The 15,627-nt window shown below is 43.0% G+C and carries 14 protein-coding genes and 2 pseudogenes; 11 read left to right on the top strand and 5 right to left on the bottom strand.

Going from position 1 to position 15,627, the window contains the following annotated elements:
• The 3 genes and pseudogenes from YWE_RS0110760 to YWE_RS0110750 form a co-directional block, all read left to right on the top strand.
• Positions 1-331, top strand: a pseudogene (locus tag YWE_RS0110760) (transposase); the annotation flags it as partial.
• Between the two features lie 345 nt (positions 332-676).
• On the top strand, positions 677-1,813 hold the full coding sequence (locus YWE_RS27080; RefSeq protein WP_051323294.1) for an acyltransferase family protein: 1,137 nt from the start codon (positions 677-679) through the stop codon (positions 1,811-1,813).
• A gap of 576 nt (positions 1,814-2,389) precedes the next feature.
• Positions 2,390-2,759, top strand: a pseudogene (locus YWE_RS0110750) (tyrosine-type recombinase/integrase); the annotation flags it as partial.
• Between the two features lie 82 nt (positions 2,760-2,841).
• Here YWE_RS0110750 and queA read toward each other — a convergent pair.
• Entirely contained in the window at positions 2,842-3,918 is a 1,077-nt protein-coding gene (queA, locus tag YWE_RS0110740; protein ID WP_029094533.1) for a tRNA preQ1(34) S-adenosylmethionine ribosyltransferase-isomerase QueA, read from the bottom strand.
• Between the two features lie 190 nt (positions 3,919-4,108).
• Between queA and YWE_RS0110735 the strand changes: the two genes are divergently transcribed.
• Together YWE_RS0110735 and YWE_RS0110730 are read left to right on the top strand one after the other, a co-directional pair.
• Positions 4,109-4,690 carry an acyl carrier protein phosphodiesterase gene (locus tag YWE_RS0110735; protein ID WP_029094532.1) on the top strand — a complete coding sequence of 194 codons (582 nt, stop codon included), beginning with the start codon at positions 4,109-4,111 and terminating at the stop codon, positions 4,688-4,690.
• Positions 4,691-4,919: 229 nt separating this feature from the next.
• Positions 4,920-5,522, top strand: a complete 603-nt coding sequence (locus YWE_RS0110730; RefSeq protein WP_029094531.1) for a peroxiredoxin C — start codon at positions 4,920-4,922, stop codon at positions 5,520-5,522.
• Between the two features lie 401 nt (positions 5,523-5,923).
• Here the strand turns inward: YWE_RS0110730 and proY are convergent, their stop codons facing one another.
• Both proY and brnQ read right to left on the bottom strand, forming a co-directional pair.
• A complete protein-coding gene (proY, locus tag YWE_RS27075; RefSeq protein ID WP_051323293.1) occupies positions 5,924-7,306 on the bottom strand; it encodes a proline-specific permease ProY in 1,383 nt (460 codons plus the stop codon).
• Between the two features lie 85 nt (positions 7,307-7,391).
• Positions 7,392-8,768 (bottom strand): branched-chain amino acid transport system II carrier protein, encoded by a 1,377-nt coding sequence (gene brnQ / locus YWE_RS0110720; RefSeq protein ID WP_029094530.1) that lies wholly within the window; start codon positions 8,766-8,768, stop codon positions 7,392-7,394.
• A gap of 594 nt (positions 8,769-9,362) precedes the next feature.
• Between brnQ and YWE_RS0110710 the strand changes: the two genes are divergently transcribed.
• The 3 genes from YWE_RS0110710 to YWE_RS0110700 all read left to right on the top strand — a co-directional run bounded on the left by YWE_RS0110710 (position 9,363) and on the right by YWE_RS0110700 (position 11,736).
• The gene (locus tag YWE_RS0110710; protein ID WP_029094529.1) at positions 9,363-10,847 is read left to right on the top strand and encodes a DNA-3-methyladenine glycosylase 2 family protein; all 1,485 of its coding nucleotides are present in this window, start codon (positions 9,363-9,365) and stop codon (positions 10,845-10,847) included.
• Positions 10,831-11,343, top strand: coding sequence for a methylated-DNA--[protein]-cysteine S-methyltransferase (locus YWE_RS0110705; protein WP_051323292.1), 513 nt, complete (start codon positions 10,831-10,833; stop codon positions 11,341-11,343). The genes YWE_RS0110710 and YWE_RS0110705 overlap by 17 nt, the downstream gene beginning before the upstream one ends.
• 69 nt (positions 11,344-11,412) lie before the next feature.
• On the top strand, positions 11,413-11,736 hold the full coding sequence (locus YWE_RS0110700; protein WP_029094527.1) for a YnfA family protein: 324 nt from the start codon (positions 11,413-11,415) through the stop codon (positions 11,734-11,736).
• Positions 11,737-11,806: 70 nt separating this feature from the next.
• Here YWE_RS0110700 and YWE_RS29580 read toward each other — a convergent pair whose 3' ends face one another.
• A complete protein-coding gene (locus YWE_RS29580) occupies positions 11,807-12,718 on the bottom strand; it encodes a bifunctional helix-turn-helix transcriptional regulator/GNAT family N-acetyltransferase (protein WP_029094526.1) in 912 nt (303 codons plus the stop codon).
• 201 nt (positions 12,719-12,919) lie between these two features.
• On the opposite strand from YWE_RS29580, the gene YWE_RS0110690 reads away from it, so the two are divergent.
• From YWE_RS0110690 to YWE_RS31650, 3 genes are all read left to right on the top strand, one after another.
• Positions 12,920-13,552 carry a LysE family translocator gene (locus YWE_RS0110690; protein ID WP_029094525.1) on the top strand — a complete coding sequence of 211 codons (633 nt, stop codon included), beginning with the start codon at positions 12,920-12,922 and terminating at the stop codon, positions 13,550-13,552.
• A 117-nt stretch (positions 13,553-13,669) separates the two neighbouring features.
• Positions 13,670-13,957, top strand: a complete 288-nt coding sequence (locus YWE_RS0110685; RefSeq protein ID WP_029094524.1) for a hypothetical protein — start codon at positions 13,670-13,672, stop codon at positions 13,955-13,957.
• Between the two features lie 232 nt (positions 13,958-14,189).
• Positions 14,190-15,191, top strand: coding sequence for a helix-turn-helix domain-containing protein (locus YWE_RS31650; RefSeq protein WP_036015724.1), 1,002 nt, complete (start codon positions 14,190-14,192; stop codon positions 15,189-15,191).
• Positions 15,192-15,220: 29 nt separating this feature from the next.
• Here YWE_RS31650 and YWE_RS0110675 read toward each other — a convergent pair whose 3' ends face one another.
• Positions 15,221-15,529: a hypothetical protein gene (locus YWE_RS0110675; RefSeq protein ID WP_029094522.1), complete on the bottom strand. Its 309-nt coding sequence runs from the start codon at positions 15,527-15,529 to the stop codon at positions 15,221-15,223.
• Between the last annotated feature and the right edge of the window lie 98 nt (positions 15,530-15,627).

The raw sequence follows: 15,627 nt of genomic DNA, 5'->3' as shown, positions 1-15,627 counted from the left end.
TGATTTATTTATCAGACTGTTAGTGGCATTACGGTGTACATACCGGCGAGCGAAAACCATTACGCTGGTTCTTGATAACTACGTCATTCATAAAAGCCGCAAAGTAGGGCGCTGGCTGGAAAAGAACGGGAAGTTNCGGTTGTTATTCCTGCCGACATATTCACCGTGGCTGAACCCAATAGAATTGCTGTGGTTATCGTTACACGAAACCATAACGCGAAACCATCAGTGCCGCTATATGTGGTAGTTACTGAAACAGCTCAATCAGTTTATGAGGGCTGCTTCACCGTTCCCAGGCAATCAACACGGACTTGCTAAAGTGGAGCGTTAATATGCGAAGTTATTTAGATGGTTAACGTAAATGGAAAAAGTGTCGGTGAAAGAAATCTCGCTGGCATACACTTAGCGAACAGCGGTATTGGCAGAACATCACCAACAACTGAAGATAAAATTTCTAATGACATAGCACACTCAAAACACCGATAATATTTACAGTACATTCGAAGCATGAATTTAGTGACACGAGGGAGTTTAAGAAGTTATTAACGGACGGTCACTTGGGTTACTTAATCAGGAAAAGACAAAACTGTAACTTTCAGCATCACATGCATTGCGATATACTTATGCAACATCCATAATTGCATCATAACAGTATGGCTAACCTTAAGAGTAATTCATGAATAAAATAATTTCCCTTGAAGGTATCCGTGGCTTGTGCTGTTTTATTGTGATAATAGATCACTGCGTCAACATTTTTATGCCATCTTTGAGATTTACTGGAACTGAAGGGGTTAAAGGCGAAATACTTAGAGTAATTGCACTAAGCCCATTAAACATAGTTTATAGTGGACTTCCTTCTGTATACATATTTTTTATATTAAGTGGCTTTGTCTTATCTTTTAAATATAACAACAATGATGATAAAATATTAATTTCAGGTGTGATAAAAAGATATTTCAGATTGGCGATACCAATATTGGTATCAATGATGTTTATTTTTATGATTTATAAAGTATCAGGGCACATAACAGGAAAAGGATTTGGTCTATCACTCGTAACAGCCATTAAGCAAGCTATATTCATGAGTTCAGATGGTGATAGGGTTCTTTATAACTATCCGTTATGGACGATACCATATGAGATTTATGGATCATTTCTTGTTTTTTCGTTGCTTGCAATATTTGGACGAAGCAACATAAGGCTGCCAATCTATTTAATCTGCTTATTATTGAGCGTTAATACATTTTACTCAATGTTTATATTTGGATTAATAATAAGTGATTTATCATCCCGAAAAAACATTAATATAAATAGAATTTTCTTATCAATTATGTTTTTTCTCGGTATTTTATTTATATCAACCCCACTACCTAGAGATGGTGTTGAAACCGGAATTGGAATATACTCATATGTTCAATTTATTCTTGGTGATAATGCATCAAAAAATTACGACATAATGCAAAAAATAGGTTGCCCACTGATCTTTGTTTCATTATTTTACTCTATAAAGGCTAGATCATTCTTTGAAAGCTCACTTTTCCAATTTCTAGGTAAAATATCTTTCTCAGCATACATATTACACGCGGGAATCCTTAGTGCAATTAAAAATCTTGCCGACTGGCATGGTATTAGCAATAATTTTATTAGTTTCTTAATTTTAAGTGCATTATCAATATCTATTACCATATTAATATCAGTACCGTTTGAGAGATTTATAGATATCCCAACAATAAGATATACCAATAAAATATCAAAACACCTCACCAATATGAGCTTTAATAAAAAAATAGAGAAACAGCAACCTACAACATAATAAATTATAGCCAATCACATTTAAATACTTCACTACTGATAATTTTGTGTAATAACCTGTCGATCGGTGCCATTACCTCTGACTCTCACTAATACATTCTGGCTATTTTCGGAGATATCGCCAGCCACATTCGAAGATGTTCTTGAACGGTTACTAAGTGAGCTTATATCATCAATGTAATAAATAAGCCCACCCCCCTTAATTCTATATCTGTAACAACGATTCCTACAGTTGAGTTGTGAACTTTAATTGTCATATTATACGTTCCACTCTCATCTTTATCTTTTATAGCTGCTCCACTACTACCACTACAAGTACAATTTATACGCACACCAATAGTATTTTCATATGAGCTAGTTCTGTTATTACTATGCTCTTCTGATTAGTCTGATAATCCATTTTCCGCGTATTTGCAATTATACTCAATGAAATGAGGCGATATTACTTTAACAATACTTTAATGATATCCATTCTGTTTGAATACACTTCACATATATCAAAAATAACTATATCAGCCTCCTTAACTATCCATCCATTTACTAGAGGAGAATATGCAAAGTTATGGGTAAGGTATCGCCGCTTAATCATGATGCCATTGCTATATTCAAATCTATTCCGCAGGATAGCGAGTACATATTCCCCGACAATGGGCGCATAAGGAACAATATCAATCGATGGGATTTTGCTAGGGCGTTGAGGTTATCAGGCATCACTAATTTTAGGTTTCATGACCTCCTGCATACATGGGCCAGTTGGCATGTTCAAAACGGAACGCCGCTAATGGTACTGAAAGAAATGGGGGGGATGGGAAAAGCTGGAGATGGTGAATAAGTATGCTCACTTGAGTGGTGATCATTTAGCCAAATACAGCGATGCTGTCACATTTCTGGCACAAGATGAAAGCAAAGGCGCTAACACTCCGCGCCTTAAACTTGTAACTGGTTAATTATATTTATGTATATTTCATCAATCAGTAATATTTCAGCGATACGCTACCAGAAAAACAGTCTGGAGCTTGTTTCAGTTAATTATAATTCCCGATTGGGAATTTCATTCACCGCTTCAGGGTTACGGGTAATAAACATCGCATCACCATAACTAAAGAAGCGGTATTGTTTCTCGACGGCCCGATGATAAGCGCGGAGCGTATTGGTGTAACCGGCAAAGGCCGACACCAACATGATCAGCGTTGATTCAGGCAGATGAAAATTAGTAATCAGAGTATCAACAATTTTAAACTGGTAACCCGGATAGATAAAAATACAGGTATCACCAAAAAACGGCTCAAGCAGGCCATTTTGAGTCGCCTGTGCGGCGCTCTCTAAAGAACGTACCGATGTCGTACCCACGGCAATAACTTTATTACCCCGAGCCTTGCAGGCCAGCACCGCATCAACAACATCCTGAGGGACTTCCACATATTCAGAATGCATGATGTGTTGTTTGATATCGTCAACCCGCACTGGCTGGAAAGTGCCTGCGCCAACGTGCAGCGTGACAAATGCCATCTCAATGCCCTTGGCTTTTAATGCATCAAGTAAAGGCTGGTCGAAATGCAGGCCGGCTGTCGGAGCAGCAACGGCTCCCGGGCGCTCACTGTATACCGTTTGATATAATTCGCGATCTGACTCTTCATCAGGGCGATCTATATAAGGAGGCAGAGGCATATGACCGGCCGCATTCAGGATGGTCAAAACGTCACGGCCATCGTCAAAATGCAGTTCAAACAGTGCATCATGACGTGCAACCATAGTGGCCGGAATGGACTCATCATCACCTAATAAAAGTTGAGTGCCGGGCTTTGGCGATTTAGACGCTCTCACATGCGCAAGTACCCGACGATCGTCTAATACCCGTTCAACCAGCACTTCAACCTTGCCACCGCTGGCCTTACAGCCAAACAGGCGCGCAGGAATCACTCGAGTATTATTAAACACCAGCAAATCGCCGGGCTCGAGTTTATCAAGTACATCGGTAAAAACGCCATCAGATAATGAGCCGCTCATGCCATCAAGAGATAGCAGGCGACAAGCGCTCCTTTCAGCCTGAGGGTATCGGGCTATCAGAGACTCCGGAAGTTCGAACGAAAAATCAGTAACGCGCATGGGTTTTCTAATCTCAAAAAACAAGCGGCCTAGTCTAGAGCCACTCGCATAAGGCTGCAACTAATAAGGCGCCAAAAGCACATATTATATACCCAAAATAATTTGGAGGGGCGGGAACGCAACCAACTGAAAGTCGACGGTATAATAAGAAAAACGATAAAATCAGCAAGATTGCACTATACTTTAACCCATGAACTTTTTAGCCCACCTCCACTTAGCCTCTTTGGCGGACAGCTCTCTGTTAGGGAATCTTCTTGCCGATTTTGTTCGCGGCAGCCCTGACGCTGATTATTCACAGCCGATTGCCAGTGGCATTATGCTGCACCGCAGAATAGATAAAATGACGGATAGTCTCGAGCAAGTGAAGCAGGCCAGAAAGCTGTTCTGCGACCGGCACTATCGGGTTGCACCTATTGCCCTTGATGTTTTATGGGACCATTTTTTGTCATTACACTGGTCGAAAGTGGAACCCCGCATCACATTAAGCGACTTTATTCAGCAGGCTCAAGATGCCATTGTTCCACAGCTGGCATCGACACCTGAAGGCTTCCGACATATTAATCAATATCTATGGCAGGATCGTTGGCTGGAGCGATATGCTGAATTACCCTTTATCGATAATACCTTAAAAAACATGGCTGCCAGGCGGCCAAAGTTACACGCGTTAGCTGACTGTATTCAGGATATAGAGCAAAACTATGCCCAGTTTGAAGCAATCTTTTTACAGTTTTATCCGCAAATGATGAAACTGGCCGCAGCTAAAAATTTATGACCGGGTTATCAGCTTGTAAATCAAGACTAACGTAAATTAGCGTATAACGGCTTTACAGCAACATCCTGCATGAGTATGTTTAATCCCTGAAAGCAGTAAGATATTAATTCATAGGTGAAAGCTATCTCAACAATTGGCCTTATGTCCTTGCAGTTAAAGCTTATCGTCCTATACTGACACACAAATTCGAACAATCACTCACTAACCTATAATTGACAGGAGAGTTATTATGGTACTGGTTACTCGCCAAGCCCCTGATTTTACCGCTGCAGCTGTTCTTGGTAACGGCGAAATCGTTAACGATTTCAACTTAAAGAACCACCTGAATGGCAAACCAGCTGTTCTTTTCTTCTGGCCAATGGATTTTACCTTTGTATGTCCATCAGAGCTGATTGCCTTTGATCACCGTTACGCTGAATTCAAAAAACGTGGCGTTGAAGTTGTTGGTATCTCTTTTGACTCTGAATTCGTTCACAACGCATGGCGTAAAACCCCTGTAGATAACGGCGGCATCGGCGAAGTTCAATACGCAATGGTTGCTGACGTTAAACGCGAAATCCAAAAAGCTTACGGTATCGAACATCCGGACGCTGGCGTTGCACTACGCGGTTCTTTCTTAATCGACAAAAATGGCGTTGTTCGTCACCAAGTTGTTAACGACCTGCCATTAGGCCGTAACGTTGACGAAATGCTGCGTATGGTTGATGCTCTGCAATTCCACGAAGAGCACGGTCAAGTTTGCCCTGCACAGTGGGAAAAAGGCAAAGAAGGTATGGATGCGGCTCCAGAAGGCGTAGCTAAATATCTTTCTCAGAACGCAGCTAAGCTGTAATTCTGAACCTCACCACAATAGAGCCGCTTATGCGGCTCTTTTTTTAACAACAAAATTATTTAATTCAGCTCTATAATAAATTTCGTCCGCATAGCCCAAATACCCCATAGTGGAATATTTATTTTCTCTCGCGGCTAAGGGGTAATATTTTTAAGCCGATAAAATACCAGCACCCTTCCCGTCTATCCACTTAGTCATTTAATTTTGTCTTATCGCTAATTTCGTCCGCAAATAGAATATCGGAATATAACCATTTTCTAGCGGCCGAAGTGCGGCAAATTTAATCAGTAGACGGTATTTAGCAGCAGTGTCAATAGCGGGAAGGAAGCTTGGAAAGGATCGCTGACAGGAAGATTAGCCCCAACCATACTTGGTCGGGGCGTTTAACATTATTAGATCTATCAGTCTGCCGTTATTGTCGTTGCCCTATCAGCAATCGCCTTACGAATGTAGTAAGCCGCCACTAACAGAACTATCCAGCCGACACCCACATACAGTGATACTCGAGTTGTCGGGAAGTAACCAATCAGGCCGATAATGCCAAACAGGAAGACCAACGCGACTATTGACGTTGTCACGCCGCCACGCAGAGGGAAATCTAACCCTTTAATCTGCTCAGGCGTAAGTTGGCGACGAAATCCGATTTGTGATAATAGGATCATAATCCATACCCATACGGTGGCAAAGGTCGCCAGGGATGCGATGATCAAAAACACATTCTCAGGAATGATGTAATTCAGGTAAGCGGCAAAAAGCAGCCCGACCATCATGAATAACACCGTCACCCAAGGAACGCCACGTTTTGATATTTTGGTAAACATCTTTGGTGCATGACCTTGCTCAGCCATACCGAACAGCATCCGGCCTACGCCAAACACATCGCTGTTAATGGCAGAAAGAGAGGCGGTAATCACCACGAAATTAAGAATACCTGCGGCGGTTTTAATGCCAAGATTCTCAAAAGTCAGTACAAACGGGCTTCCGTGAGTACCCACTTCATTCCATGGGAAAATAGACATAATGACAAACAGCGTTCCCACATAGAAAATCAGAATGCGGAAAGGTACTGAGTTAATCGCTTTAGGAATAGTTTTCTTCGGGTCTTCCGCTTCACCGGCGGTAATACCAATAATTTCAATACCACCGTAAGCAAACATCACCATCTGCAATGACAGAATCATACCTATGACGCCATTAGCAAAGAATCCGCCGTTGGCCCATAGATTGTGAATTCCGGTAGGTTGGCCCTGGTTGCCAAAACCCCAGACGATAATCCCGATACCGGCCACAATCATAATAATGATGGTGGCAATTTTGATAAAAGATAGCCAGAACTCAAATTCACCAAATACCTGTACGTTGACCATATTAATGGCACCGATAATCAGCACCACGCTGATTGCCCAGACCCAAAGTTCAACGTTAGGGAACCAGAAGCTCATATAGAAACCGAAGGCCGTTACGTCTGCAATGGCAACAATCAGAATCTCAAAGCAGTAGGTCCAGCCGGTGATATAACCGGCCAATGGTCCTAAATAGTCTTGTGCATAGCGTGAAAAAGCGCCGGCCTGCGGGTTATTAACCGACATTTCGCCTAAAGCACGCATAATAATAAAAGCGAAAATACCGCCGATCAGATAGGCCAGTAAAACGCTGGGACCGGCCATTTGAATAGCACTGGCAGAACCATAAAATAGCCCGGTTCCGACAGCGGACCCCAGAGCCATAAAGCGAATATGACGTGCGCTTAACCCTCGTTTAAGCGTATTGTTTTTCTTTTCCATGCCGTGTCCCATGCAATAATGTCTTATTTTTCTCGTTATAACGCCGCGAAGATTATTCGCGGCGTCTTTACTGATACCGATTGAATCAGCGCGACTCTGTTCCGGTCGCTTCAGCAAATTCAGGCAGTACGCGATCAACTATCGCCGCAATAACTAATGCAGCTAAGGCAAATGGCAACCAGGTTAATCCTTGCTCAGCGCCGGGAACCTGTTCAAATTGGTGCAATACCCAGGCAAATTTCTGCTGCTGGGCAGGAATAGCGCTATCCCATACCGGTAAAAAATCAGCCAATGCAGAGGCTTTAACCCCATCCAAAATACCAACCAATGATGTTACCAGCATCACCGGCATCATTATACGTCTTTCAGAGCGCCACATGCGGCTGGTAAAACTTAATACAACCAACGCAATACAAGGCGGATAAATCGCCGTTAGTACCGGAATTGAAAATTTAATCAGATGGCTTAAACCTAAGTTTGAAACCACCATCGAGAAAATCGCCAATATAAACACCAGCTGACGATAGCTTAAAGGGACTAACTTAGAGAAGAACTCAGCGCAGGCACAGGTCAGGCCAATCGCCGTCACCATGCAGGCAACAAAGATCAGAATGGCTAAAAACAGGCTACCATAATTGCCAAACGTTTGTTGAATATAAGCGTGAAGGATCTCCGCTCCGTTAGCGGCATCAGGCACTAAAGAGCCACTGGTTGAACCCAAGTTAAACAAACTCAAATACACCAGCGTCAGGCCTACACCGGCAATAAGACCAGCAATAATGGTATAGCGAGTTAATAATCGGGTGCTGGTAATACCACGGGAACGGGCCGCATTAACAATAACAATGCCAAATACCAGCGCTCCCAGGGTATCCATCGTCAGATAACCTTCAACAAATCCTTTTGAGAATGGAATATTCTGATAGACCTCAAGCGCCGGCATATGATGACCGGCAGGCCAGACTAACGCAGCCAGTCCCAAAATAGCCAGCGAGATAATCTTTATCGGGGCAAGGAAACGACCAACGGAATCCAGTAGCTTACCCGGATAGAGAGAAACCAAGATCACCAAGGAGAAATAGACCAGGCTATAGATAAATAACGATAGCGCGCTATTGCCCACCAACGGAGCAATACCTAACTCAAAAGAGACCGTGGTCGTACGCGGAGTAGCAAAAAGAGGCCCTACCGAGAGATAACACAGAGTGGCAAGAATCAGCCCTGCTCGCTGTCCTATCGGACTACTCAGCGCTTCAACGCCACCGCCAACCCGAGCCAGCGCAATCACAGTAATAACGGGTAAACCAACCGCGGTTATCAAAAAGCCCAGAGATGCCACCCAAACGTGCTCACCTGACTGTAGACCGACCATCGGAGGAAAAATAATATTACCCGCGCCAACAAACAGGGCAAATGTCATAAAGCCCAGCGCAATAATATCTTTAGGGGATAAGTGTTTCATATTTAGGATAAAGCCTATATACAGTAATTTCTAAGTATTTATTTTGTCTGCTTTACTAACCTAACCAAGTCCGGATTGGGCAACCTGTTGCCTCAGAATTGAATAACCCGCACGCAAAAATGGCGCAGTTATTGTCATCTTGAAAGGAGGTATTAATGGCAAAGCGATTAACAACGGCGCTAAGTAAACACAATTATGATGGTGAAAAACAAGTCCAAACCACCATCACAGAACAATAAACTAAACAAAGATAAAATATTAGCCAAACAGGTAGGTGAAATAGAATAAAATTCTGATAAACCGCAGCTCAATTGTTTAGATATTAACCGATAATGTTATGTCATCATGCTAATAATAGAATAACGAATTTCCATCAGAATAGTGATGCTAAGTGTGGTGCTTCTGGGTGATTTTTCAGCAGTAGAAAGCAAAAAAATATCTAACGGTCTAATTGAGAGGAATTTGTTCTCCGTTTTAAGCACACTAGTTTTACCGGCAATCATGTTATCTAATCTCTGTTGCTTAAAATATCAGGAGTATAGATAACGAGAGTATTGGCACAGACACCGATAACACCAAAACGGGAAGGTAAAAATGAAAATGAAATCTCTACGCTGGAGTGATGATTTCATGTACCAGATAATTCTGAACCATGACCGTACCTACGACGGTAAGTTTCTTACCTGTGTTAAATCTACCGGTATCTATTGCCTGCCCTCTTGCCCGGCCCGAAAACCACTGCAAAAAAACATCCAATTTTTACCTACCGAGCAAGCAGCAATAAAAGCAGGGTTTCGCATTTGTAAGCGCTGCCGTCCCGATCTTTTTTATCGGGGAGAAAATCCGGATCACACATTATTCAGTGAAATGTTAATCCGTATCCGCACCAATCCGGATGAGATAAAAAGCGTCACGACTATGGCTAAAGTTTGCGGAATCAGCACCACAAAACTGAATGAGTTAGTACGTGTTCACGCACATATTTCACCGGCTGAATTACTATGCCGCGAACGTATTCATGCTGCCAGCATTGCATTAATCAATGCTAACGATCGAATTCTGGATATTGGCCTGTCCGCCGGCTTTGACAGTGAAGCCAGTTTTCATCGTCAATTCTTATGCCGAATGGCCATGACGCCGAATGCCTATCGACTGTTGCGAGAGTCGGCCAAATTCAGCCTTAAGCTACCGGCTGACTATTCAGCAGAAGATGCCTGGCGCTACCATCTTCGTGATAAAAACAGTCTATCAGAACGTCTGGAGCATCAGACACTGAGCAGAGGCTTATGGGTTCAGGGTAAGCCAGTACTTATTCACCTGACGGTTGATGGCGGCTATGCCCATTGTTGGTGGCAAGACTCCGATACCCTTCATCAGGCGGGTCAACTCCCCGCCGGGGTGATTATTCATCAACAGGTAATTCGCCTGCTGGGGCTTAATACTGACATCAGCGGCTTTCGCAGTTTGACTAAGTCGAATAAGCAAGTTGAAAAATTGCTTAGCCCGACGAGAAACATTTATATACCACTAACCGCAACGCCTTTTGAAGCCTTAACCTGGGCGATTATTGGCCAACAGATTAACCTAACGTTTGCTGCCAGCCTGAGGCAGGCGCTGATTGAACTAGCCGGTGTTGAAATACCTGCAAGCGATCTGAAAATACACCCAACACCGCTGGCGATATCTCAGCTATCCCCCCAGCAACTCAGTGGCATCCGCTTCTCTAGAGCTAAATCAGAATATTTAATCGCCGCGGCGAAAGCGATTGTCAGCGGTGAACTGAATATTGACGACTTGGAATTCGGCTCTGCAATAGTGGCAGAAAAAAAATTGCGTGAAATTAAAGGAATTGGCCCATGGACTGCCCGCTATACCTTAATGCGCGGGATGGGCTTTGCTGACTGTGTTCCCGTTGGAGATAGCGGACTGCATACGGCCTTACAACAATTTTATCAGTTAGATAAACGGCCCGTAGCCGAAGAAGCTGAACGCTTAATGAAACCCTTTATTCCGTTCCGCACCCTGGCAACGGCTTATCTATGGGAAAGCCTAAGGAAAAATCATGAAACAGAAAGCTAGTACTTTGCGAAATACTGTGGTTATGGGTATATTTGATAGCCAATTTGGCCCTATTGCCGTATGGCTGGATCAATCAGGTAAGCTGGCCCGTCTGTCGTTCAACATTGATGATGATTTGCAACATGCCCAATTAACCTCAGTGGCGCGTGATGACTCTCAGGTTAAATTCGTCGCCGATCAGGTTCATCAATATGAACAAGGCGAGCGGGTTGAATTTGATCTACCACTGAGCCTGGAAGGTACGCCCTTCCAAGTCAAAGTCTGGAATGAGTTAAGTAAGATTCCATTTGGCCAGACAATCAGCTATCAAACGCTGGCAACACGCGTAGGTAACCCAAAAGCATCACGAGCAGTTGGGCGGGCTAACGGGACTAACCCCATCAGCCTGATTATTCCATGCCATCGGGTTATTGGTAGTAACGGCTCACTTACCGGCTATGACGGCGGTTTGCTGGTTAAAGAAAGATTATTATCCTTTGAAAAAGGCACGGTATAACTAAGCGGCAACATGTTAGAGTATTGGGCCATCAGGACTGAGCCTGGTGGTCTGTCACAGGTTTCCCCTATGGTTAAAATATTCTTACTCTTTTTTGCCACTGCGCTGGCTGAGATTGTTGGCTGCTTCCTCCCCTATCTATGGTTGAGAAAGTCAGCATCGGTCTGGTTATTAGTCCCGGCAGCGGGTAGCCTGATACTGTTTGTCTGGTTGTTGAGTTTACATCCGGCAGCCAGCGGGCGGGTTTATGCCGCCTATGGTGGCGTTTATGTCGCTACCGCACTGGTTTGGCTGCGCGTGGTTGATGGCGTGAAGTTATCTCTGTTTGACTGGATCGGAGCCGGAATTGCCCTGCTCGGCATGCTAATTATTATTTCAGGCTGGCGGACTTAGCCCGTAGCCGAAGATAATGTAACGCGGGTATGGCTTATTTCCCGCGTTAGCTATTACTCATTACTGCCGTTCACGGCTTCAAAGATTTGAGCATTAACACTTCACAGGCATGATGACCGCTATCGCCGATTCGGTCGGTAATATATTCAAAGCCTAGTGACTGATACAGCTTTAGTGACTCTTTTAATACCGCAGTACTTTCAAGATAACAAGAGTGATAGCCTTCTTCACGAGCAAACTCAAGCGCACTAATGATCATCCGCCTCGCAATACCCATTCCTCTTACCGTTGGCAGAAAGTAGAGCTTTTGTAATTCGCAATAACCGTCGTTCATCGGAGCAATACCGACACCGCCGGACACTACGCCATCAAGTTCGACTACCCAATATCCGCTGCCCTTTTGACAATAAATCTCTGACAGCCGATATAAAGCAGGATCGGAAAAGCTAAATCCTTCCCGATCGAGTAATCCATATTCACCGAATACCGCTAAAATAATCTCAGCAATCGCCGTATTATCCCGCTCTTCAAGGGGACGAATCGTAATTGTTCTGCCATTTTGCCTCGCTACGCTGCGTATCGCCGAGGCGTATTTTTTCATCGATTGCACCAGCTGTTGGTATTCATCATCGGCTAACTGCTGGAGAATTTTGGCATTATAAAGATTAGCCTTTTGCTCCAAATCGGCCAATACTTCCCGCCCTTCAGCCGTTATTTTATTAAGCATACTCCGGCCATCATCAGGATTAGATTGAGTATCAATTAGTCCTCTCTGATTCAACCCCTGCAAGATTCGGCTAACGCTTGATTTATCAATTTTCAATACAGATGAAAGTGCTAATCCGGTCATCGGTTTATCACTGAGCTCAATCAAACTATGGGCCTGTAACGGGGAAAGTTGAGTTTCGCTTACCCATTTATCCATAACGCCTAGTTCTCTGACTAAGGCGCGTGACCAATAACGTAATGTGGTAGGTTCCATTGCTATCCCTGATGGTTGTTTTAATCAACTTAATTTAGTTGATTAAAACAACCATTTCAAACAATAAAAAATAAATTATCGGATATGACACTAAATTAAATAAATGCCTTATCCATCAAGAAAAAATCAGATATAACAATAAGACAAGTTGCTACCAGTTATTATTTTAGCGCTATACATTTATGCATTGAGGAACATGCCATGCCAGATACCACACATCTCGCCGCTTTCGCTCTCTTATCCTTAGGTATGGCTCTAACCCCTGGCCCAAATATGTTGTATCTGGTTTCACGTTCAATTTCCCAAGGACGGACTGCCGGGCTGATTTCTCTTATTGGCGTTGCTCTGGGATTTGTGTTTTACATGCTCTGCGCAGCCTTCGGAATCACAACCTTAATGATGGCTGTGCCGTACGCTTACGATGCTCTGCGTTTTTGTGGCGTGGCTTATTTGCTTTATCTGGCATGGCAAGCAGTCAAGCCCGGAGGCCGCTCTCCTTTTCAGGTTAAAAACCTACCTAAAGACAGCCCGAAAAAACTGTTTATGATGGGCTTTATTACCAACCTGTTTAATCCCAAAATAGCCATTATGTACGTTTCATTAATGCCTCAATTCCTGATGCCTGACCACGGCAGCATCCTTAGTCAGTCTCTGGTTTTGGGCTCTATTCAAATTATTATCAGTGTGACTATCAATGCCATGATCGCAATGACCGCAGGGTCGATTGCCGTTTTTCTGACGGGAAGGCCAGCATGGATTGTCATTCAGCGTTGGATAATGGGGACTGTTTTGGCCGGATTAGCAGTACGCATGATATTTGAAGGTCGTAAGTAAATAGGTGTGGCATCATTTATTATTGTATTTTAACAATAATCGTCATTTACCACCGCGGATGTGGTCTATATTTATAATCAGTTACAGTTCAGACTAAAAATAACTAACGGAGTGACAATGAAAAAAGTATTACTTGCCTCTTTATTCCCCCTCTTTTTATTGGTTGGGTGCAGTGGTTCAAATTCAGGGGAGTGGTCTAAGTCAGGCATGTCGGCAGAGATGGCAGCGCAGGACAGAGAACAGTGCGAGGCCGAATCAAGATCTTCAGCCAATAATGGTCTTCATGCCGATCCGTTAACCGTTGTAAACACGGATAGCCCGGTGAGCCAAGTGCTTGAATCTGAACAGCACCAGTTTAACCTGGTCGGCGAATGTATGCGCGCCAAAGGCTATAACAACTTCTAGTGATTAAAAATACCCTAAAATGCCAGTCATTACCGATGCTGGCATTTTTGTATATTGGCCCCGATGCATTACGCCACTTCTCTTGCTCTTAATAACCAAGCCTTTATTTCGAGCCGACTTAAATAAACACATAAGTTATTGCTGCCTCTATTTTTATTAACATATTTATTTGATGTATTGAGGCAGTTATGTAACGCTTTATCTATCTGACCCTATAGCTCGCAGGAAAAGTATGCCATTTGTATTCGATTATCAGCAGGCATCATTTCAAGGCCTTGATGCAATTAAGGCCGTTAGCATCATTGATGGTGGATATTTTGAACATCGATTACTTTCTTTTGATAGCGATAGTTTAAAACACGTTAGGTTATCTCTTGGAGATACTAAATTAGAGTCCGGAAGCCATAATTTCCCTATAATAGCCAGAGGTAAAGTTGCCCCCAACACTATATATATCGGTTTTATGAGCGTAGGTGCGGAGTCCACTCGTTACAATGGTATTCCGGTAGAAGCTGGGCGAATGCGGATCTATCCAGAGGGAACAGAGGTACTTTATCAGGCAACAGGTGCCGCTCAATGGTTTACTTATTCTATATCGCGCCAAACACTTCAAGCAGCACTAGACCAATATTCTGCTGGTTTGTTCCAGTTATCGACTGACCAAATAATCACATTGCATATCACACCAGCAGTTCTGGAACAGCTCAAGCAAGAAGTCGCGGATGTTTTGGTCATGGCAGAAAAATTGAGTCAATTCAGAGATACAGCAACATCAAGCATTGCAAAAATGCTCTCAGATAACTTGATGAGTGCGTATGTTAAGGCAATATGCGCACCGCAAAATATTATTGAGGATGCAAAATCTTTGTCTCTTAACCGTTTTCACGGCCAGCTTGTAATGGGAAGTGAACATCTGGCGTTAATGAATATGGAGCAACACGTAAAATTAACAGAACTGGCAGATTTTACCGGCTACTCACTGCGTGCAATGGAACTGATTTTTAAAAAAACGGTTGGTATGACTCCCACCCGTTGGTTTATTAATATTAGGCTTAATGGTGCACTACGCGATTTAATGCAGGGCACTGAGAGCACATCAGTCTCTGAGGTTGCCAACAGGTGGGGATTCCAACATTTAGCCCGCTTCTCCGAACAATATAGAAAAGCCTTTGGCGAATTGCCCAGCAAAACACTGGCTCGCGCCCGCAAAAACACACAACAAATAGCTGATTAAGCCGCTAATATTAATTTATATAACTTAAATTAAGCGACGCATTCAATTGATTTTAGCAGGTTAAGCCCTTCAGACTGTGCTTCTGCATTCCTCATTTCTAGAATATACATCGTATTTTGAGTTGTAATACCAATAAGTTTACCGGTCATCGCCTTAGAGCTTGACGTTATTTCTTTAATATCATTCTTATTACACAGCACTCTTCTTTTCTTATTAAAAAACAGCGCAAAGAGGCCAAACATCAAAAAAGTGATACCCGTAGGCTTTTGCTCAAATTCAATATCACCATTCTCAGCAAGCTGAATAACAGAAACGCAACGATAGACTTTTTTATTCATTTTAAGATCCTTCTAAAATCAGAGCCGCCAGATTGCTGTACCAAACACCATGTCATCCGATGTGTTGTGACAATATTATTATGCCCGCATATTACCTT

It is taken from the genome of Budvicia aquatica DSM 5075 = ATCC 35567 (genome assembly GCF_000427805.1).
Classification (GTDB): Bacteria; Pseudomonadota; Gammaproteobacteria; order Enterobacterales; family Enterobacteriaceae; genus Budvicia; species Budvicia aquatica.
This window is presented reverse-complemented; position numbering and strand designations above follow the sequence as displayed.